At 65.0% G+C, this 18,992-nt stretch carries 14 protein-coding genes and 4 pseudogenes; 5 read left to right on the top strand and 13 right to left on the bottom strand.

Translation table 11 applies throughout. The features are described 5' to 3' along the window. Positions 1 to 7 precede the first annotated feature (7 nt). Positions 8 to 639: pseudogene (gene queE, locus AB8Z38_RS15035) on the bottom strand (7-carboxy-7-deazaguanine synthase). Between the two features lie 42 nt (positions 640 to 681). Beyond that, the gene (locus AB8Z38_RS15030) at positions 682 to 1,140 is read right to left on the bottom strand and encodes a tRNA (cytidine(34)-2'-O)-methyltransferase (RefSeq protein ID WP_369725876.1); all 459 of its coding nucleotides are present in this window, start codon (positions 1,138 to 1,140) and stop codon (positions 682 to 684) included. A 277-nt stretch (positions 1,141 to 1,417) separates the two neighbouring features. Between AB8Z38_RS15030 and petA the strand changes: the two are divergent. The 5 genes and pseudogenes from petA to AB8Z38_RS15005 all read left to right on the top strand — a co-directional run bounded on the left by petA (position 1,418) and on the right by AB8Z38_RS15005 (position 8,159). After that, positions 1,418 to 1,947 (top strand): annotated as a pseudogene (gene petA, locus AB8Z38_RS15025) (ubiquinol-cytochrome c reductase iron-sulfur subunit). Positions 1,948 to 2,009: 62 nt separating this feature from the next. After that, positions 2,010 to 4,082, top strand: coding sequence for a cytochrome b/c1 (gene fbcH, locus AB8Z38_RS15020; protein ID WP_369725875.1), 2,073 nt, complete (start codon positions 2,010 to 2,012; stop codon positions 4,080 to 4,082). A gap of 223 nt (positions 4,083 to 4,305) precedes the next feature. Then, positions 4,306 to 4,980: a dienelactone hydrolase family protein gene (locus AB8Z38_RS15015; RefSeq protein ID WP_369725874.1), complete on the top strand. Its 675-nt coding sequence runs from the start codon at positions 4,306 to 4,308 to the stop codon at positions 4,978 to 4,980. 465 nt (positions 4,981 to 5,445) lie between these two features. After that, positions 5,446 to 7,610: pseudogene (locus AB8Z38_RS15010) on the top strand (anthranilate synthase component I). Positions 7,611 to 7,619: 9 nt separating this feature from the next. Then, complete coding sequence (locus tag AB8Z38_RS15005) at positions 7,620 to 8,159, top strand: adenine phosphoribosyltransferase (protein WP_369725873.1); 540 nt, start codon at positions 7,620 to 7,622, stop codon at positions 8,157 to 8,159. A gap of 22 nt (positions 8,160 to 8,181) precedes the next feature. On the opposite strand, the pseudogene AB8Z38_RS15000 reads toward AB8Z38_RS15005, so the two are convergent. The 11 genes and pseudogenes from AB8Z38_RS15000 to AB8Z38_RS14950 form a co-directional block, all read right to left on the bottom strand. After that, positions 8,182 to 8,511: pseudogene (locus AB8Z38_RS15000) on the bottom strand (GIY-YIG nuclease family protein); the annotation flags it as partial. A gap of 89 nt (positions 8,512 to 8,600) precedes the next feature. Then, a complete protein-coding gene (locus AB8Z38_RS14995) occupies positions 8,601 to 9,269 on the bottom strand; it encodes a hypothetical protein (protein WP_369725872.1) in 669 nt (222 codons plus the stop codon). A gap of 61 nt (positions 9,270 to 9,330) precedes the next feature. Further along, complete coding sequence (locus AB8Z38_RS14990; RefSeq protein ID WP_369725871.1) at positions 9,331 to 10,086, bottom strand: hypothetical protein; 756 nt, start codon at positions 10,084 to 10,086, stop codon at positions 9,331 to 9,333. Between the two features lie 207 nt (positions 10,087 to 10,293). Beyond that, entirely contained in the window at positions 10,294 to 11,511 is a 1,218-nt protein-coding gene (locus AB8Z38_RS14985; protein ID WP_369725870.1) for a M48 family metallopeptidase, read from the bottom strand. Positions 11,512 to 11,648: 137 nt separating this feature from the next. Then, positions 11,649 to 12,209 (bottom strand): LemA family protein, encoded by a 561-nt coding sequence (locus tag AB8Z38_RS14980; protein WP_369725869.1) that lies wholly within the window; start codon positions 12,207 to 12,209, stop codon positions 11,649 to 11,651. A gap of 134 nt (positions 12,210 to 12,343) precedes the next feature. Further along, a complete protein-coding gene (locus AB8Z38_RS14975) occupies positions 12,344 to 13,321 on the bottom strand; it encodes a small ribosomal subunit Rsm22 family protein (RefSeq protein WP_369725868.1) in 978 nt (325 codons plus the stop codon). A 114-nt stretch (positions 13,322 to 13,435) separates the two neighbouring features. Beyond that, entirely contained in the window at positions 13,436 to 16,900 is a 3,465-nt protein-coding gene (gene smc / locus AB8Z38_RS14970) for a chromosome segregation protein SMC (protein WP_369725867.1), read from the bottom strand. Positions 16,901 to 17,116: 216 nt separating this feature from the next. Then, entirely contained in the window at positions 17,117 to 17,773 is a 657-nt protein-coding gene (locus AB8Z38_RS14965; RefSeq protein WP_369725866.1) for a DsbA family protein, read from the bottom strand. A 134-nt stretch (positions 17,774 to 17,907) separates the two neighbouring features. Beyond that, a complete protein-coding gene (locus AB8Z38_RS14960) occupies positions 17,908 to 18,396 on the bottom strand; it encodes a DUF721 domain-containing protein (protein WP_369725865.1) in 489 nt (162 codons plus the stop codon). A gap of 2 nt (positions 18,397 to 18,398) precedes the next feature. Continuing rightward, positions 18,399 to 18,722: a HigA family addiction module antitoxin gene (locus AB8Z38_RS14955; RefSeq protein WP_369725864.1), complete on the bottom strand. Its 324-nt coding sequence runs from the start codon at positions 18,720 to 18,722 to the stop codon at positions 18,399 to 18,401. After that, entirely contained in the window at positions 18,694 to 18,978 is a 285-nt protein-coding gene (locus AB8Z38_RS14950; protein WP_369725863.1) for a type II toxin-antitoxin system RelE/ParE family toxin, read from the bottom strand. The genes AB8Z38_RS14955 and AB8Z38_RS14950 overlap by 29 nt, the downstream gene beginning before the upstream one ends. Between the last annotated feature and the right edge of the window lie 14 nt (positions 18,979 to 18,992).

Raw genomic sequence — 18,992 nt, 5'->3', positions numbered from 1 at the left:
ACCCGTCCTATCTGATGCCGAGCGATTTATGCGTCTGCACGCTCAGCCGCCATTGCGGATGGCGCAGGCAATAGTCGATCGCGCGTGCGGTATTCTCGGCGACATCCGGCCCGTCCATCGGCTGGAGCGAGAAGCGTTCGAAGGCGAGGCCCTCGAAAGTCTCCGGCGTAGCGAGCGCCTGCGGATAGACCAGCTTCAGCTCGTGGCCATGGCGCAGCACCAGTTCGCTGCCGCCCTTGGGGCTGACGCAGATCCAGTCGAGCCCGTCCGGCGGCGCGACCGTGCCGTTGGTCTCGACCCCGATCTCGAAGCCGCGGGCGTGGAGCGCCGCGACCAGTTCGGTGTCGACCTGCAACAGCGGCTCGCCGCCGGTCAGCACCACATAGCGGTTCACGGCCGATCCGGTCCATTGCGCGGCGATGGTCTCGGCGAGGTCCGCGGCCGAGCCGTAGCGTCCGCCAAGCGTGCCATCCGTGCCGACGAAATCCGTGTCGCAGAATTTGCAAGTCGCGTCGTCGCGATCGGCCTCCCGGCCGCTCCAGGATTGCAGCCGGCAAAACGGCAGAACACGGCGGCGCGCCCCGCGTGGGCGCCTTCGCCTTGCAGGGTCAGGAAGATTTCCTTGACCGCGTAACTCAATCGTCTCTCCTTAAACTGTCAAACTTGCTGTCAAACTGGCTGTCAAACTTGCGGGTTCCGGACCTGCCGCAGCGCCTCGCCTGCGGCCATCGCCGCGGTCATGGCGACATTGAGCGAGCGCAGCCCCGGCGAGATCGGGATCACCAGGCGGGCATCGGCAGCTTCGACCACCGCATCGGTGACGCCGGCGCTCTCGCGCCCGAATAGCAGGATGTCGGACGTCTGGTAACGGAAATCGCGGTAGTCGGTAGCGCCTTTGGTGGTGAACAGCAGCAGCCGATAATGTTGTTCCTCGCGCCAGGCCGAAAATTTCGACCATGAATCGTGACGGGTCACGCTGACATGGTCGAGATAGTCCATTCCCGCCCGGCGGAACAGCCGGTCGGAGAACGGGAAGCCGGCGGGTTCGATGATATGGGCCGCCAATCCGAGACAGGCGCAGAGCCTGAGAATCGTGCCGGTGTTCTGGGCAATGTCGGGCTGGAAAAGCGCTATCTGCATGTGTCGTGACCGGGTTGCTGCGGGCCGGAAATGTCTCATTAAAACATCGCCAGCGACGGAATTCGTGCATTGCACGCTTCCGCGCGGTTAGCGGGCTTGCGCTCGCCCGGCAAGGGTGCGAATAGAACGATTCTGGACTGCTGTTTCCGCCTGTTTTGGCGGGAACACGCGAAGTTCTGCCGCCGCGGGGGCCGCGGGCGCCGGCAGACTGTTCTGGGGACCTTTGGGCTCTCCCTGGAGCGGTTCCACCGGCAGCTAAGAAGAAAGGGTTGGAATCGTGACGACAGCGTCTTCGGCGGACCATCCGACACGCCGTGATTTCTTATTCGTTGCAACGGGAGCTGCCGCAGCAGTAGGGGCGCGGCCGCACTTTGGCCCTTCATCTCCCAAATGAATCCGGACGCCTCGACCATCGCCGCCGGTGCGCCGATCGAGGTCGATCTCAGCCCGGTCGCCGAGGGGCAGGACATCAAGGTGTTCTGGCGCGGCAAGCCGATCTACATCAGCCACCGCACCAAGAAGCAGATCGACGAGGCGCGCGCCGTCAACGTGGCGAGCCTGCCGGATCCGCAGAGCGACGAGGCCCGGGTCAAGTCCGGCCATGACCAGTGGCTGGTCGTGATCGGCATCTGCACCCATCTGGGCTGCATCCCGATCGCCCATGAAGGCAATTACGACGGGTTCTTCTGCCCCTGCCATGGTTCGCAGTACGACTCGTCCGGCCGCATCCGCCAGGGGCCCGCGCCCGCGAACCTCGCGGTGCCGCCCTACCAGTTCGTTTCCGACACCAAAATCCAGATCGGCTGAGCTGCGGACCCGCGTCCGCAGCCTCGAACCGTCATGTCGTATTATTTCCTCAGGATCGCATCATGAGCGGACCATCCGACTACCAGCCGAGCAATCCGGCCCTGCAATGGATCGAGCGACGTCTGCCGATCATGGGTCTGATCCACTCTTCCTTCGTCGTCTATCCCACCCCGCGCAACTTGAACTATTGGTGGACGTTCGGCGCCATTCTCTCCTTCATGCTCGGGATCCAGATCCTGACCGGCGTGATCCTGGCGATGCACTACACGCCGCATGCCGATCTCGCCTTCAAGTCGGTCGAGCTGCTGGTTCGTGACGTCAATTTCGGCTGGCTGCTGCGCAACATGCACGCGGTCGGCGCATCGATGTTCTTTGTCGCCGTCTACGTTCACATGCTGCGCGGACTCTATTACGGCTCCTACAAGGAGCCGCGCGAGGTGCTGTGGATCCTCGGCGTGATCATCTACCTGCTGATGATGGCGACCGGCTTCATGGGTTACGTGCTGCCGTGGGGCCAGATGAGCTTCTGGGGCGCCACCGTCATCACCAACCTGTTCTCCGCCATTCCCTATGTCGGCGAGAGCATCGTGACGCTGTTGTGGGGCGGCTATTCGGTCGGCAATCCGACGCTGAACCGGTTCTTCTCGCTGCACTATCTGCTGCCGTTCCTGATCGCGGGCGTGGTCGTGCTCCACGTCTGGGCGCTGCATGTCGCCGGCCAGAACAATCCGGACGGCGTCGAGCCGAAGACGGAAAAGGACACGGTGCCGTTCACGCCGCACGCGACCATCAAGGACGGTTTCGGCGTCGCCTGCTTCCTGCTGCTCTACGCCTGGTTCATCTTCTACATGCCGAACTATCTCGGCGACGCCGACAACTACATTCCGGCGAACCCCGGCGTGACGCCGCCGCACATCGTGCCGGAATGGTATTATCTGCCGTTCTACGCGATCCTGCGCTCGATCCCGAACAAGCTCGCTGGCGTGATCGGGATGTTCTCGGCCATCATCATCCTGTGCTTCCTGCCCTGGCTCGATGCCGCCAAGACCAGATCGTCGAAGTACCGGCCGCTGGCCAAGCAGTTCTTCTGGATCTTCGTCGCGGTCTGCATCCTGCTCGGCTATCTCGGCGCGCAGCCGCCGGAAGGCATCTACGTGATCGCCGGCCGGGTCCTGACGGTATGCTACTTCGCCTACTTCCTGATCGTGCTGCCGCTGCTCTCGCGCATCGAGAAGCCGCGGCCGGTGCCGAACTCGATCGCAGAAGCGGTTCTGGCCAAGACCGGCAGCAAGTCGACCCCGATGGTGTCGACCGTGATCGCTCTTGCGCTCGCCGGCTCCTTGCTTGCCGGCTCGAGCGACAGCGCCCGGGCCGAGGAAGGCGGCACCAGGCCGCCCGGCAACAGCTGGTCCTTCGCGGGCCCTTTCGGCAAGTATGACCGCGGTGCGCTCCAGCGCGGTCTGAAGGTCTACAAGGAGGTCTGCTCGAACTGCCACAGCCTGTCCTACATCGCCTTCCGCAATCTCGGCGATCCCGGCGGTCCCGGCTATTCGACGGCGCAGGTGGCCGCCTTCGCCTCCGACTACAAGGTCAAGGACGGTCCGAACGACCAGGGTGAAATGTTCGAGCGCCCGGGCCGGCCGGCCGACTACTTCCCCTCGCCCTTCCCGAACGAGCAGGCGGCGCGCGCGGCCAACGGTGGTGCGGCTCCGCCGGACTTGTCGCTGATCACCAAGGCGCGTTCCTACGGCCGCGGTTTCCCGTTGTTCCTCGTTGACTTCTTCACCCAGTACCAGGAGCAGGGCCCGGACTATGTCGCGGCCGTACTCCAGGGTTTTGAGGACAAGGTGCCGGAAGGCGTGACGATCCCGGAGGGCTCCTACTACAACAAGTACTTCCCGGGTCATGCCATCAAGATGCCGAAGCCGCTCAGCGACGGCCAGGTGACCTATGACGACGGCTCGCCGGCGACGGTGGCGCAATACGCCAAGGACGTCACCACGTTCCTGATGTGGACCGCGGAGCCGCACATGGAGGCGCGCAAGCGCCTCGGCTTCCAGGTCTTCATCTTCCTGATCATCTTCGCCGGCCTGATGTACTTCACCAAGAAGAAAGTCTGGGCCGACTCGCACTGAGCGGCGTACGCGAGACGAGAATCAAGAGGCCCCCGCAAGGGGGCTTTTTTGTTGCTCGCCCCTCCGCCATTCCGGGGCGATGCGTCAGCGTCGAGCCCGGAATCTCGAGATTCCGGGTTCGCACTGCGTGCGCCCCGGAATGACGTGAGTGTGGATTGCGCTACGCGCCCGCAGCGGCCAAAATGCCGCCAACCATTCCCCAGAAACTCGTCGGAGGACACCCATGGGAACCGCAATCAGCTTCAAGCGCCCGGACGGCAAGGACGCCTCGGGCTATCTCGCGAATGCTGCGCGCGGCAACGCGCCGGGCGTGGTCGTGATCCAGGAATGGTGGGGGCTGTCGGACCAGATCAAGGGCCTATGCGATCGCTTCGCGCTGGCCGGCTTCGATGCGCTGGCGCCCGATCTCTACAAGGGCAAGGTCGTGCCCTATCACGACACCGACGCGGCCGGCAAAGAGATGAACTCCCTCGACTTCATGGACGCCACCACGCAGACCGTGCGCGGCGCCACGCAATATCTGTCGCGCAACGGCGCCAAAGTGGGTCTGACCGGCTTCTGCCTTGGCGGCGCCGTGACCATCATCGGCGCGACCAAAATCCCCGAGCTTGCGGCCGGCGTCGTGTTCTACGGCATCCCTCCGGAGCAGGCGGCCAAGCCCGCCGACGTCAAGATTCCCTTGCAGGCGCACTTCGCCAACAAGGACGAATGGTGCACACCGGAGCTGGTCAGCGGGTTCGAGAACGCGATGAAGGCCGCCGGCAAGTCGCTGGAGCTGTTCCGCTATGACGCCGAGCACGCCTTCGTCAACGAGCAGCGCCAGGCCGTGCACGACCGCGAAGCCGCCGAACTCGCCTGGGGACGGGCGACGGAGTTTTTTAGGAAGCACCTGGGGTGAGACTGTGCCGGATCGATCCGAAGACGAGAGGCCCCGAGACCGCGAGGTCTTCATGATCCCGGAGGAGCACAGAGCGGTCGTTCGCGAGGGTCTCGATCAAGCTGAGCGCGGCGAGTTTGCCAGCGATGCCGAGATGGCAGCCCTTTGGAAGCGGTGTGGCCTTTGACTTGTACCCCGGATGGAGCGCAGCGTAATCCGGGGCTGTCTCATCATGGTACCGGACCTGGATTGCGCTGCGCTCCATGCGGGCTACCGGAGGCGACACCTTGACGCCGCCTTCGCGCCATGGTGAGTATCCGGCCATGAGCACCGTGGCCCGCCCATCCCGTCTTTGGTGGCGCACCTCCTAAGAGGTGGCCGGTGCGATTTCTTTTCTCAAAATCGTCGAAGGTCGCCCACGCAGTGCGGCGGCCTGATCGTTTGTCCTGTGTGGCGTTCCCTCGACAAGTTTCGTAAGAGGACCACATGAACAGGACCGTCTTCACCCTCCCGGCCAGATCCGACTATGTGACCCGCGCGGGCCTGTCGATCACGCGCGTGGCGGAGCAGTTTACCGGCGAGGCCAACCGGCTGGACGATCTCATCAACCTGCTCGACCGCCGCCATGGCGTGGTGCTGTCGTCGGGAACGACCGTGCCCGGCCGCTACGAGAGCTTTGATCTCGGCTTCTCCGATCCGCCACTCAAGCTCGAGACCGTCGGCGTCAACTTCAAGCTGGAAGCGCTCAACGAGCGCGGGCAGGTCCTGGTTGCCTTTCTCGGCGACGTGCTGCGCGAGCCCTGCGTGGTGATCTCCGAGAAGACGCCATCGCACCTTGCCGGCCACATCATCCGCGGCGACGCTCCGGTCGAGGAGGACCAGCGCACGCGCCGGGCCAGCGTGATGTCGCTGGTGCGCGATCTCGTTGCCGCCTTCTCCGCCAACGACGACGGGCTGCTCGGCCTGTTCGGCGCCTTCGCCTATGACCTCGTGTTCCAGATCGAGGACATCGTGCAGAAGCGGCCGCGCGAAAAGACCAGCGCGACATCGTGCTCTACGTGCCCGATCGCCTGCTCGCTTATGACCGCGCCACCGGCCGCGGCGTGATGCTGGCCTACGACTTCGCCTGGAAGGGCAAGTCGACGGAAGGCCTGCCACGCGAGACAGCCGACAGCCCGTATCAGAAGACGCCGCGCCAGGGCTTTGCCGATCACGCCCCCGGCGAGTACCAGGCGACAGTCGAGACCGCGCGCGCAGCCTTTGCCCGCGGCGATCTGTTCGAAGCCGTGCCCGGTCAGCTCTTCGCCGAACCCTGCGACCGCTCGCCGGCTGAAGTGTTCCAGCGGCTCTGCGTCATCAACCCGTCGCCTTACGGCGCGCTGATGAATCTCGGTGACGGCGAGTTCCTGGTGTCGGCCTCGCCCGAAATGTTCGTGCGCTCCGACGGGCGCCGGGTCGAGACCTGTCCGATCTCCGGCACGATCGCGCGCGGCAGTGATGCGATCGGCGACGCCGAGCAGATCCGCCAGCTCCTGAACTCGGAGAAGGACGAGTTCGAGCTCAACATGTGCACCGACGTCGATCGCAACGACAAGGCGCGCGTCTGCGTCCCCGGCACGATCAAGGTTTTGGCGCGACGCCAGATCGAGACCTACTCGAAGCTGTTCCACACCGTCGATCACGTCGAGGGCATGCTGCGCCCGGGCTTCGACGCGCTCGATGCGTTCCTGACCCATGCCTGGGCCGTCACGGTCACCGGCGCGCCAAAGCTCTGGGCGATGCAGTTCGTCGAGGATCACGAACGCTCGCCCCGGCGCTGGTATGCCGGCGCGATCGGCGCGGTGAATTTCGACGGCAGCATCAACACCGGCCTCACCATCCGCACCATCCGCATGAAGGATGGCCTCGCCGAGGTGCGCGTCGGTGCCACCTGCCTGTTCGATTCCGATCCCGCCGCGGAAGACCGCGAATGCCAGGTCAAGGCCGCGGCCCTGTTCCAGGCGCTGCGCGGTGACCCGCCGAAGCCGCTGTCGGCCTTTGCGCCTGATGCCACGGGATCGGGCAAGCGGGTGCTGCTGATCGATCATGACGACAGTTTCGTCCACATGCTCGCTGACTATTTCCGCCAGGTCGGCGCCAGCGTCACCGTGGTCCGCTATGTGCATGCGCTCGACATGCTGAAGCAGAAGAGGTGGGATTTGCTGGTGCTGTCGCCGGGACCCGGGCGGCCTGAGGATTTCGGGATCAAGACGACCATCGGCGCCGCGCTGGCGGACAAACTGCCGGTGTTCGGCGTCTGCCTTGGCGTGCAGGCAATTGGCGAATATTTTGGCGGCGAGCTCGGCCAGCTCACGCATCCCGCGCACGGTCGTCCGTCGCGGGTTCAGGTCCGCGGCGGGCGCCTGATGCGCAATCTGCCGAACGAGATCGTGATCGGCCGGTATCACTCGCTCTATGTCGAACGCGATAGCATGCCGGAGGTTTTGTCCGTCACCGCAAGCACCGAGGACGGTGTTGCAATGGCACTCGAGCACAAGACGCTGCCGGTCGCCGGCGTGCAATTCCATCCGGAATCGCTGATGTCGCTTGGCAACGAGGTGGGTCTGCGTATCGTTGAGAATGCGTTCCGGCTGGAAGCGCCGGCCAATTGAGAGACACCGATGAATTTTGATCACGATCTGAAGGCGAGCGTCCGCACCATCCCCGACTATCCCAAACCGGGGATCATGTTCCGCGACATCACCACGCTGCTCGCCGACGCGCGCGCCTTCCGCCGCGCGGTCGATGAGCTGGTCAATCCCTGGGCCGGCAACAAGATCGACAAGGTTGCCGGCATGGAGGCGCGCGGCTTCATCATCGGCGGCGCGGTGGCGCATCAGCTCTCGGCCGGCTTCGTGCCGATCCGGAAAAAAGGCAAGCTGCCGCACACTACCGTGCGTATCGCGTATTCGCTGGAATACGGCATCGACGAGATGGAGATGCATGTCGACGCGATCCAGCCCGGCGAGCGCGTCATCCTGGTCGACGATCTCATCGCCACCGGCGGCACCGCGGAAGGCGCGGTGAAGCTGCTGCGCCAGATCGGCGCCAATGTGGTCGCCGCCTGCTTCATCATCGACCTGCCCGAGCTCGGCGGCGCCGCCAAGCTGCGCGCCATGGACGTGCCGGTGCGCACGCTGATGACGTTCGAAGGGCATTGAGCGGTGGCTGCGGCGATCTCCAGATCGCCTCGGCTTTCAGCGCGGACCGCCAATGCAGCCAGCGCTCCTTCAGGAGCGCATTGCGGACGTAGTCCGCTTCCTCGTTCTCCAGACGCTCGCACTCGCCAAACGTCAGGCCCGCCTCGCCATGCGTGTTCCACGCGGCCTGGAGGCTGCGGCAGGTGTGGCTGCCTTGGCGCAGCGAGAACCAGATACGGTTCTGGATAGTTTCGAGGTTAGGAGCCTGACCGACCCAGGCCTCGCCCGAGGCCGCGCAGCGAACGGCGAAGATGCCCGCGATGGTCTTGCGTTCCTTGTAGGCGGCGATGGCTGCTTTCCGGTGAGTGCTCACGGGCGTGGGGCCTTGTTGAGGGGATGCCGATGGGCTCCTCAGTAGGCGCGATCCGGCTCTCCGTCAATATTACCCGGGTAAATAAAGCGCTATGAGCGCTGCAGGATCAGACTGAGCTCGAGCTCCCGGAACGAAAGGTAATTCCGGCGGACCCACTGATGCAGCTCGGTCGAGGAGTCCTTCTCCTGGCGCAGATAGCCGGTGAAGGAGAAGGTCAGCCGGTCAATATAGGTCTTCAGGAACCCGGGCAGCGCCGGCAGGCGCAGCAGGCGGCCGTCGGCCATGGCAGGCGGCAACTCGCCGCGGATGATGAATTCATTGTCCACAATGATCAGGTTCATCCGCGGGATCTGCCCGCGCAGCATCTCATGGGCGCGGGCGGAGACGCGGTCGGTATCGGCGACGAACAGGATCATCGGCGCGACATGCCGGCGCGCCGCCTCTTTCAGCAGCCCGATCTCGTCGGTCATCTTGAAGAACTCGTCGAAGGCGTGGAAGCCGAGGTCGATCACCTTGGCAATCCCATCATCGACGATGACGCGGTCCATCAGCTGCATCTTGCCGAACGTGTCGATCACATCGGCCGTTTCGGTGATCTTCGGCAGATAGTCGAGCAGCGACGGCTCCTTCAGATTGACGTCGAAGGCCGCGACATTGCCGTTCTTGAGCAGCAGGAATTCGCTCAAGAGCCGCGCCAGCAGCGTCTTGCCGACCTGCGGGCGGGGCGAGCAGATGATGTAGAGGGGCGTTGCGGACATCTTGAGCTTATCTGAGCGAACTCACCGCCCCAATCCAGCCGTATCCGCACGTCGCTCGCAACTATTTTTCGCTGCTGCGGGCCCCAGCCTTGGTCGAGCCGACGATGTCGGTCAGCCGGATCCGGTCGAACTCGCTCCAGACGTTCGCGAGCCAGTGCCGGACATACCCGCGCAGCACGAAGGAATAGTTCGCGGCCTCGTCGTTGATGCCCTTGTTGGCGACGAATTTCAGGAACGGAACGGAGGAGACTTCGACCTGCTCATAGGCCATTTCGTTGAGCTTGGGGATGGTCAGCTCGGTCGCGTCCTTGATGCGGTGGAAGTAGGAATTATAGGTCGCCTGATCCCACTGGAAGAACTGGGTGTCGTTGATGAAGTTCTTGACCAGGAAATATTTTGCGCCGGACATGAAATTCGCGGTCTCGGCGATTTCGTCAAGCGAGGCGATCGAGGGGCCCAGGATGTGGAACACCGCGAAGGTGATCTGACCGGCCTTGGCGGCATCGAGGAAGCCGATGTCGCGCAACGAGGCGAGCGCAGGCGAGAGCAGGCCGGCGCGGACGTCGATCACTGTGACCGACGGGCTTGTCGCGTTGAGCGTATCGAAGATCTTCATCTGATCCGACGTCGTCGTCATGTCGACGATCTCGGTGATATCGGGATGGAAGCGCTTCAGCGTTCCGCGCGGCGACTCCGTGTCGAAGGCGCGCGTCGGCACGTTGTTGGCGGAAAAATAATCGAGCAAGGTGCGCGACACCGTAGTCTTGCCGACCCCGCCCTTGTCCGCGCCCACCACAACCACTGCCGGCTTTGCCATTGCTGTCCCCTAACGCGCGCCCCCGATCGCGAGGTCGCAATCGGCCGGGCCCCAAATCGATGTCCCAAGAAGGTCCCAAGTCTGCTGTTGGGCGCGAACATGGCAGAAACAAGGGAGAATTCAATTCCGCAGGCCACGCTTGCGGCAATTCCCGTGGTTTTTCCCAAGCGCCGGGAAATACGCCGCAACTTGCTGCAAATCACGCGTTCAATGGCGGCCCCAAGGACCTATGGGGTTGCCTAACGGATTGCCGGGCGTGGTTCCGGAGGGGCTTGGTGCAGGCACGGGAGGCGGACTGGTCTGACTGCCTGCGTCGTTCCACGGACCGTGCGGCAGCGGCGGCGGGGCATTCTGCTGGCCGGTCTGTGCTTCGGGCTCTTCCGTTTCGTCGCTGGGCGGCGGCAGCGGGCCGGGATCATGGCCGCCGGCAAACTTGACCAGCGCGTCGACTCTCGACTGCACCGACGGGTGGGTCGCGAACAGATCGGCAAAGCCCTCGCGCGGATTGTCCAGGCAAAGCTCCATCACCGCCGAAGTCGCGCCCGGCAGTTCGCCGCGGTTCTCGATCTTGCGCAGTGCCGAGATCATGGCGTCGGGGTTCTTGGTCAGCTCGACCGAACCCGCATCCGCCAGATATTCACGCGAGCGCGACAGCGCGAGCTTGACCACCTGCGACACCAGCCAGGCCACCACGATCAGCACGACTGCGATGATGATGACGACGATTGCGCCGCCGCCGGAGCTCTTGCTGTCGCTCGAGGACGAGGACGAACGCGATGACGAGGAGGAGCCGGACGACCACGAGCCGCCGGAACTCCAGCTCAGATTCGTGAACAGGCGGAAGAACAATTCGCCGAAGAAGCCGACCACGCCGGCGATGATGACGGCCACCACCATCAGCTGCACGTCGCCGTTCTTGATGTGAGTCAGCTCGTGACCCAACACCGCCTCGATCTCCTGGTCATTCAGCGCCTTCAGCAGCCCCGTGGTGACGGTAACGGCATATTGCCGCGGGTTGAGACCGGTCGCGAACGCGTTCAGCGCCGGGCTCTCCATGATCTTCAGCTTCGGCATGGTGATGCCGCGCGAGATGCAGAGGTTTTCGAGCAGATTGTAGAGTCGCGGCTGCTCCTGCCGGGTGACGTCATGGCCGCCGGTCACCGCGTCGATCATCGACTGGTGGAAGAAATAAGCGATCACGATCCAGGCGATTGCCGCGACCGTCGCGAAAGGCGCGGCCTTGAGCAGGTCGGCGAAGGCACGGCTCAGATAAAAGGCGGCGGTCTCGTTGCCGTTGATGACGACTTCGGCGACCAGCGCGCCGGCATAGACCAGTACATAGACCAGCGCGAACAGGCCACCGAGCAGCAGCATCGAACGAAACTTGTTCGATGCGATGTGCGTGTAGAGACCGTACGCTGCCATGACTGCTTCCGTCTAACCACCGTCATTCCGGGGCAGGCCGCAGGCCTGAACCCGGAATCCAGAGATTGGTGATCTCGAAGAGATTCCGGGTTCGATGCTGCGCATCGCCCCGGAATGACACCGTTTGGTGAGCTGAATCAGAACTTCACCTGGGGCGCCGCTTCGACTTCGGTGCGGGTCGCGCCGAGATCGAAGAAATCCTTCCGGGTGAAGCCGAACATGCCGGCGAACAACGCGGCGGGCATCTGCTGGATGCCGGTGTTGTATTCCTGGACCGCGCTGTTGAAGAAGCGGCGGCTCGCCGCGATCTTGTTCTCGAGATCGGAGAGCTCGCTGGCGAGCTGCTGGAAGTTGGCGTTGGCCTTGAGGTCCGGATAAGCCTCCGACAGCGCGATCAGCCGGCCGAGCGCGCCGGAGAGCTGGTTCTCCGCCGCGGACACCTGCGTCGGCCCCTGCGCCGACATCGCCGAATTGCGCGCCTTGATGACGTCGTCGAGCGTGCCGCGCTCGTGCGAGGCATAGCCCTTCACCGTCTCGACCAGGTTCGGGACCAGATCGTGACGCTGCTTGAGCTGCACGTCGATATCGGCAAAGGCCTGGCCGACGCGCTGGCTCAGCGCCACCAGCCGGTTGTAGGCGCCGAAGGCGAACAGCACGAGGACGACGATAACGCCGAGAACGATCCAGCCGGTCGACATGGAGAACTCCTGAAGGGGATTGAGGCGGGCAGCGTAGACCAAAACGGGGCCGGGGGAGAGCCCGGCGCAGAGGAAAGGTAAGACTTGGTCGAACGGGGAACCATCCGAGTTCAAGGCAAAAGCGGCTAACGAGGTTAACTTTCGGCCGTGGCGGCATCACCCCAGCGCCAGCGCCGTGCATGCGCATAGGCGGGCTTGTCGCGGCGCGGCACCTTCGCGAGTTCGACGCCGTCCTCGGTGCAGAGCTTGGCCGTGATCTCGGCCTTGCCGATGTCCGGCGGCGCCAGCACGCGGGCGGCGCGTGTTGCGGGCGGCGTGCGGGTCAATGCGACGTAGATGAAGCGTTCGTCCTCGAACGGCACGTCGGCGCCTTTGATCTGGCGGTGCGCCTGCGAGCGCGGCAGGCGCTGGTTGAAATGGCACCAGTCGGGCGCGATGAGAGGACAGGGCTTTTCGTGCGGGCAGGGCGCGGCGACATAGGCGCCAGCCGCGATCAGCTGCTGGCGCAGTGCGAGGATGCGTGAATAACCGGCAGGCGTGCCGGGCTCGATCACGACCAGCGCATGGCGCGCTTTGGCCCACATCATTTCGGCGAGCTTGCGCTGGTCGCTCTCGCCGAGCTCGCCGATGACATAGCTCGCGACGACGAGATCGGCTTGAGCGACCTCGACGAGGTTGGTGGCGGCGTCGCCCGGCAAATAGCGGCAATCCGCGAGGCGCGAGCTGTCGTGTGCCAGCTCGAGCGCAAGCCGGCTCAGGGTGGCGTTGGCGTCGAGCAGCGTGAAATCTTGCAATGACGAAAAAGCCTCCGCCGCGGCCCAGCTTGCGGTGCCCGGGCCCGCGCCGACGTCGAGCAGAGTTTCCGGGGCGAACTCCGGCGCGGTCTCGGTCAGTGCGCTCAGGCTTGCGGCGACGGCAGCGTAAGTGGCCGGCATCCGCGCCAGCGCATAGGCGAGCGCATCGGCCTCGGATTTGATCGTGCCGGAGCCGCCGCCGGCGCGATAGGTGGTCGAGATCTTCTGCGATCGCTGCGCCGCGTCGGTGCGCGAGAAGCCCTGGAGCTTCGCGTCGAGGGCTGCCTTTAGCTCAGCGGGAAGCGTGGGCGAGATCATGTCCACCGCCTTCATCCCGGGGCGCGACGAAGTCGCGAAGCCGGGATCTAGAGATCGTCGCGCGAGATTCCGGGCTCGATGCCGCGCATCGCCCCGGAATGACGGTCAATCTTCTCAAGCCACGTTCTGGTCGAGAATGTCCACGGCCTCTTGCAGGTTCACCGACACCAGCTGAGAAACGCCGCGCTCGGCCATGGTGACGCCGAACAGCCGGTTCATGCGCGCCATCGTGATCGGGTTGTGCGTGATGATGATGAAGCGGGTGTCGGTCGAGGCGGTCATCTCGTGCAGCAGGTTGCAGTAGCGTTCGACGTTGTGATCGTCGAGCGGCGCGTCGACTTCGTCCAGCACGCAGATCGGCGACGGATTGGTGAGGAACACCGCAAAGATCAGCGCCATCGCGGTCAGCGCCTGCTCGCCGCCCGAGAGCAGCGACAGGGTCTGCGGCTTTTTGCCAGGCGGCTTGGCGATGATCTCGAGGCCGGCTTCGAGCGGGTCGTCGCTCTCGATCAGATGCAGCGCCGCCTCGCCGCCGCCGAACAGCTCGACGAACAGCCGCTTGAAGTGATTGTTGACCACCTCGAACGAGGTCAGGAGCCGCTCGCGGGCTTCCTTGTTCAGGCTCTGGATGCCCTGGCGCAGCCGCTTGATGGCTTCGACGAGGTCGTCCCGCTCGGTGGTGAGGCTGGTGTGCTGGGTCTCGACCTCGCGCAGCTCTTCCTCGGCGCGCAAATTGACGGCGCCGAGGCGCTCGCGGTCGCGGCGCAGTTTTTCCAGCTCCTCCTCGGTCTCGCCGAGCGGCGGCAGCTCCGCGCCGGGCTCGATCTCGGCGAGGCCGGCAACGGCCTGCGGCTCGACTTCGAGCATGTCGCGGATCTCGCGCTCGATGTCCTCGAGCCGGCGCCGCGCGCCTTCCATGCGCTCTTCGGCACGCGCGGTGGCCTCGCGGGAGCTCGACAGCGCTTCGAGCGTCAGCTTGGCCGCGCGATCGGTCTCAGCCATCGCGGTTTCGGCGGCGGCGAGCGCGTCGGCAGCGACGCGGCGGTCGTTCTCGGCATATTCGATCTCGGTGATCAGTGCGCTGCGCTTCTCGGCGAAGACGGCGGGCGCGTTCTCGAGATCGCTGCGTTCGATCGAGACTTCGGTGATGCGGGCCTGGATGGTGTCGATGTGGGAGGCCGCGCTGCCCTTGCGGTTCTGCCACTCGGTGCGCTCGGCGAGGATCGCCTGCACGCGGCGGTCGGCAAGTTCGGCCTCGCGTGCCAGCGCCTGCGCCTCGGCGCGGACCTGGGCCGCCATGCGGCGATGTCCCTCGATGTCGCTGCGGACCGCGGCGAGACGGATTTCGGCGTCTTCGCTGGGCGGCAGCTCGGAGATCGCAGCGGCAGCGTATTCATGCGCGGCCTCGGCCTCGGCGCGGTCGGCGGCGAGGCGGCTATGCGCTTCGATCAGCGCCGATTTGCGCGCGGCGTGACGGTTGATCTCGCGTTCGGCGGTGGCATGGCGCTCACGTGCGGCGTTGAGCTCGCGCTGCGCGGCGCGCCAGGCCTCGCGCGATGCGCCCTCGGTGCTGGCCGCCATCTGCAATTCGGCTTCGGCATTTTCCAGCGCCTGTCGCTGGATCTGCGCGTCGATGCGGGCCTGCTCCAGCTCGTTCTCGAGGTCGACGAGGCGCGCGCGCTCGGCAAGCCGGCGCGCGGCACCGGTCGGGGCGTGAGCTGCTGCGACAAAGCCGTCCCAGCGCCAGACGTCGCCTTCGGGCGAAACCAGCCGCTGGCCGGTCTTGAGCTGCGAAACGAGTTCGGCACCGCGCTCGCGAGGCACCACGCCGATCTGCGCCAGGCGGCGCGCCAGTTCGGCCGGCGCCTGCACATGATCGGCAAGCGGCACGACGCCATCGGGCAGCGCCGGATCGCCTTCGGTCACGCCGGCATTGGTCCAGCGCATCGGCGCCGACGGATCCACGGGTGCGTCGAGATCGTCGCCAAGCGCTGCGCCGATCGCCTTTTCAAAACCCTTGTCGACGGTGATGCCGTCGATGATCGGCGGCCACAGATTCTTGGTCTCGCCGTTGACGATCTTGGCGATCGTGCGCGCCTCGGTCTCGAGCCGCTGCACGCGCTTGTCGGCCTCGTTCAGCGGCGAGCGCGAGGATTCCAGCGTCTGGCGCGCTGCGACGTGAGCGGCTTCGCTCGCGTGGGCTGCTGCTTCCGAAGCCGCCAGCGTCTGTTCGGCGTTCTCGACCGCGGCAGTCAGCTCGTCGAGATCGCCGAAGCCGCCGGTCTGGTCCGCGAGCTTCTGCTCTTCGGCGGCGACATTGGCGATCTCCTGGTCGAGCCGGGCGAGCTTGTCGCGGTGGGTGCGAACGTTGGCCTCGAGCTGGTTGCGCTTAGCCGTGAGGTCGGCGAGCGCGGTGGTGAGCTCCGAGAACTGGCCTTCGGCTTCGGTCAGCGTAGCCTCGGCTTCGGCCACGCGCTCGTCGACGCCGGAGCGCTTTTCGACGCGCGACTTGATCTCTTCCTTGAGTTCGGCGTCCTCGGCATCGAGCCGCTCGAGCGCGACGTCGGCATCCATGGTCTGCTGTTGGGCCCGGGCGATATCGCCCTCGAACTGCGCCAGGCGGCGTTCGAGCTCGGCGACGCGCTCCCTGGCGCGCTCCTCCTCGCGGTCGAGCAGTTCGCGGGCATTGGTGAGGCGCTGAAGGCCGGCCGCGGCGCGCGCTTCGGCATCGCGCAACGCCGGCATTTCGGCGGCGCGGATCGCCTGGATGCGCGCGGCCTCGGCCTGGTGCTGGGTGCGCTCGGCCATCTCGCGGACGGCGAGATCATGGGTGTGGCCGGACTCGTTCACGTCGGCATGGGCGCCGATCCAGCGCAGGTGGAACAGGGTTGCTTCCGCCTTGCGGACCTTGGAAGCGACCTCGCGATAGCGCACGGCCTGGCGGGCCTGCTTCTTGAGGCCCTCCATCTGGCCCGCGAGCTGGCCGATCACGTCCTCGACGCGGGTGAGGTTGGTTTCGGCCGCCTTCAGCCGCAGCTCGGCTTCGTGGCGGCGGGCGTGCAGGCCGGCGACCCCGGCGGCGTCTTCCAGCACGCGGCGGCGCTGCTCGGGCTTGGCCTGGATGATCTCGCCGATCTTGCCCTGGTGGACGAGGGCCGGCGAGCGCGCGCCGGTGGCGGCGTCCGCAAACAGGATCTGCACGTCGCGGGCGCGCACGTCGCGGCCGTTGATGCGATAGACCGAACCCGCCTCGCGCTCGATGCGGCGGGAGATTTCGAGAAGCTGGCTGTCGTTCATCGCCGCCGGCGCGGTGCGATCGGCGTTGTCGATCGTCATCGTCACTTCGGCGTGGTTGCGCGCCGGACGGTTACCGGAGCCCGCGAAGATGACCGCGTCCATGTCGGCGGCGCGCAGCGACTTGTACGAGGTCTCGCCCATCGCCCAGCGCAGCGCCTCGACCAGATCTGACTTGCCGCAGCCATTGGGTCCGACCACGCCGGTCAGGCCGGGCTCGATGACGAAGTCCGTGGGCTCAACGAAGGACTTGAATCCGTGTAGGCGCAGGCGGGTGATTTTCATAAGCACGCATCTCTGTTGACAGGGCGCGATCTCCCTGCCGGGACAATACCATGGAAGGTAATGTCGCTGTCTGGTGAGTCGCCCAAGGCTACTCATGCGGCTGGACAATGGCCGTGGTGCGCCGCGAGGGCAACCTGCGAAAGCCGCTTTTCCCAAGGGATTTATGACGGGAAAGATACGGCTTTGGATGCGCGAATCAGGTGTTGAATCTTCGGATCAGCTCTTCAGCAGCGGATTGATCTTTTTCGCGAATTCCTCGAACGAGGCCTCGCCCTTGATCTTCTCGCCATTGATGAAGAAGGTCGGCGTGGAATCGACCTTCAACACGTCGCTCGCGTATTTCTGGTCGGCGGCGATCTTGTCGAGCAGCGCCTGGTCCTTCAGGCAGGTTTCGACCTGCTGCTGGGTGAGGCCGGCCTGCTTACCGATCCGCGTCAGTGTCTCCGTGGTGTTCTTCACCACCCAATCGCTCTGCTGGCGGAACAGCATGTCGGTGACGGCGAAATATTTCGGCGCGTCGCCATTGGCGATGCAGCGCGACAGCATCGAGCCGGCGGCCGCTTTGATGTCGAGCGGGAACTCGCGGAAGATGTAGCGCACCTTGCCGGTGTCGATGTATTCCGATTTGATCTTGGGGAATACCTGCTCGTTGAAGGCCGCGCAATGCGGGCAGGTCATCGAGGCGTATTCGGTGATGGTGACGGCGGCGTCCTTCGGGCCCAGCGCCATGTCGGGCAGCGAGACTGGCTTGGCCACATCCGCGGCGCTCTGTGCCATCGCCTCCGAGATGAACCGCAGCGGCGAGAGCCCGGCGAGCGCGGCAAGCCCGGTCAGCGACAGCATCGTGGTGAAGGCGCGGCGGGTGATGATCAAGGTCGGCTCCCGAATTGGCGTGGTCTCGCCCGAACTTCGTAGCAGGGTTCCGGGCGGCCTGTCGCTAGCTTGAAACGTGGTTTGAGGCAATGGCGGGCCGCAAGGACAGGTCCAGATTGGTCGCAGAATAAGGCTCAATTTCGCTTGATGGCGGCGCCGAGCCGGGCCAGCGCCGTTTTCAATTGTTCATCTTCGATCTCCCCGAGCTCTTCCGCCACCTTGGCGACAGCCTTGGGGTCCGGCGGACCCGGCCGCATTGGGCGCCGGGTGCGCGACAGGGGAGCCTGGCGAAAGGCGAGCTTGCCGACCGCGCTCCAGCCGAAGAAGCGGTTGACCCGCTCCAGGATCACATCGGCCGAGTGCTGGATCTCCAGCGCCATCGGGCCCTCGACCCGCAGCACCAGCGTCGCCGGCTCCTGCGGCTGGCCCTCGACCGGCCGCGGCCACTGCATCTTGAGGGGCTCGGCATGGGCGGCGATCTCCGGCCCGGCGATCTGCGCCCATCGCGTCACCAGCTCGCGCGCGGCAAAGCCCTGCTTGGCGTAGGCCTCGGCAAAGACGTCGTTGAGCAGCAGCGACAGCGGCTTGGCGCTGATCGGGCCGGGTTTGGAAAAGCGCGCCATAGCTAGGCGGCCGCGCGCGGCCGGATGGCCTTCAAGTCGCGATCTATCTCGCGCCGCCGCTGCATCAGATCGTAATCCATCTGGAGGCCCAGAAAAAAGCCCTCTGACAGCCCAAAATAGCGGGCGAGCCGCAGGTCCGTGTCAGCTGTAATGTCACGCTTGCCCAGGACGATCTCGTTGATCCGCCGTGGCGGCACGCGAACCGCGCGCGCCAGCGCGTTCTGGCTGAGCTCCATCGGCTTCAAAAACTCCTCCAGCAGGATTTCGCCCGGATGGGGATTGCGCAGCAGCCCGCTCCTAGCCGTGGTAATCGACGATTTCGACATCTCTCGGTCCTCCGTCGTCCCAAACAAAGCAGATGCGCCACTGATCGTTGATCCGGATCGAATACTGGCCCTGGCGGTCGGCCTTCAGCGCTTCGAGTCGATTGCCCGGAGGAACCCTGAGGTCAGCCACAACCCGTGCCTGGTTCAACAAACGCAGTTTTCGCAAGGCGGCATTCTGAATGTCGGGCGGCAATTTTCGGCTTCGCCGTCCGGACCAGATCAACTCGGTCTCGGCGTTCGCAAAGCTCTGGATCATGTGCGTGTATAACG

The organism is Bradyrhizobium sp. LLZ17 (assembly GCF_041200145.1).
Classification (GTDB): Bacteria; Pseudomonadota; Alphaproteobacteria; order Rhizobiales; family Xanthobacteraceae; genus Bradyrhizobium.
This window is presented reverse-complemented; position numbering and strand designations above follow the sequence as displayed.

Coding starts and splice junctions, on each gene's coding strand:
- AB8Z38_RS14985 (WP_369725870.1), bottom strand. CDS start 11,511: ATGGCAGCGTACGGTCTCTACACGCACATCGCATCGAACAAGTTTCGT.
- AB8Z38_RS15015 (WP_369725874.1), top strand. CDS start 4,306: ATGGGAACCGCAATCAGCTTCAAGCGCCCGGACGGCAAGGACGCCTCG.
- AB8Z38_RS15005 (WP_369725873.1), top strand. CDS start 7,620: ATGAATTTTGATCACGATCTGAAGGCGAGCGTCCGCACCATCCCCGAC.
- fbcH (WP_369725875.1), top strand. CDS start 2,010: ATGAGCGGACCATCCGACTACCAGCCGAGCAATCCGGCCCTGCAATGG.
- AB8Z38_RS14950 (WP_369725863.1), bottom strand. CDS start 18,978: ATGATCCAGAGCTTTGCGAACGCCGAGACCGAGTTGATCTGGTCCGGA.
- AB8Z38_RS14955 (WP_369725864.1), bottom strand. CDS start 18,722: ATGTCGAAATCGTCGATTACCACGGCTAGGAGCGGGCTGCTGCGCAAT.
- smc (WP_369725867.1), bottom strand. CDS start 16,900: ATGAAAATCACCCGCCTGCGCCTACACGGATTCAAGTCCTTCGTTGAG.
- AB8Z38_RS14995 (WP_369725872.1), bottom strand. CDS start 9,269: ATGTCCGCAACGCCCCTCTACATCATCTGCTCGCCCCGCCCGCAGGTC.
- AB8Z38_RS14980 (WP_369725869.1), bottom strand. CDS start 12,209: ATGTCGACCGGCTGGATCGTTCTCGGCGTTATCGTCGTCCTCGTGCTG.
- AB8Z38_RS14975 (WP_369725868.1), bottom strand. CDS start 13,321: ATGATCTCGCCCACGCTTCCCGCTGAGCTAAAGGCAGCCCTCGACGCG.
- AB8Z38_RS14990 (WP_369725871.1), bottom strand. CDS start 10,086: ATGGCAAAGCCGGCAGTGGTTGTGGTGGGCGCGGACAAGGGCGGGGTC.
- AB8Z38_RS15030 (WP_369725876.1), bottom strand. CDS start 1,140: ATGCAGATAGCGCTTTTCCAGCCCGACATTGCCCAGAACACCGGCACG.
- AB8Z38_RS14960 (WP_369725865.1), bottom strand. CDS start 18,396: ATGGCGCGCTTTTCCAAACCCGGCCCGATCAGCGCCAAGCCGCTGTCG.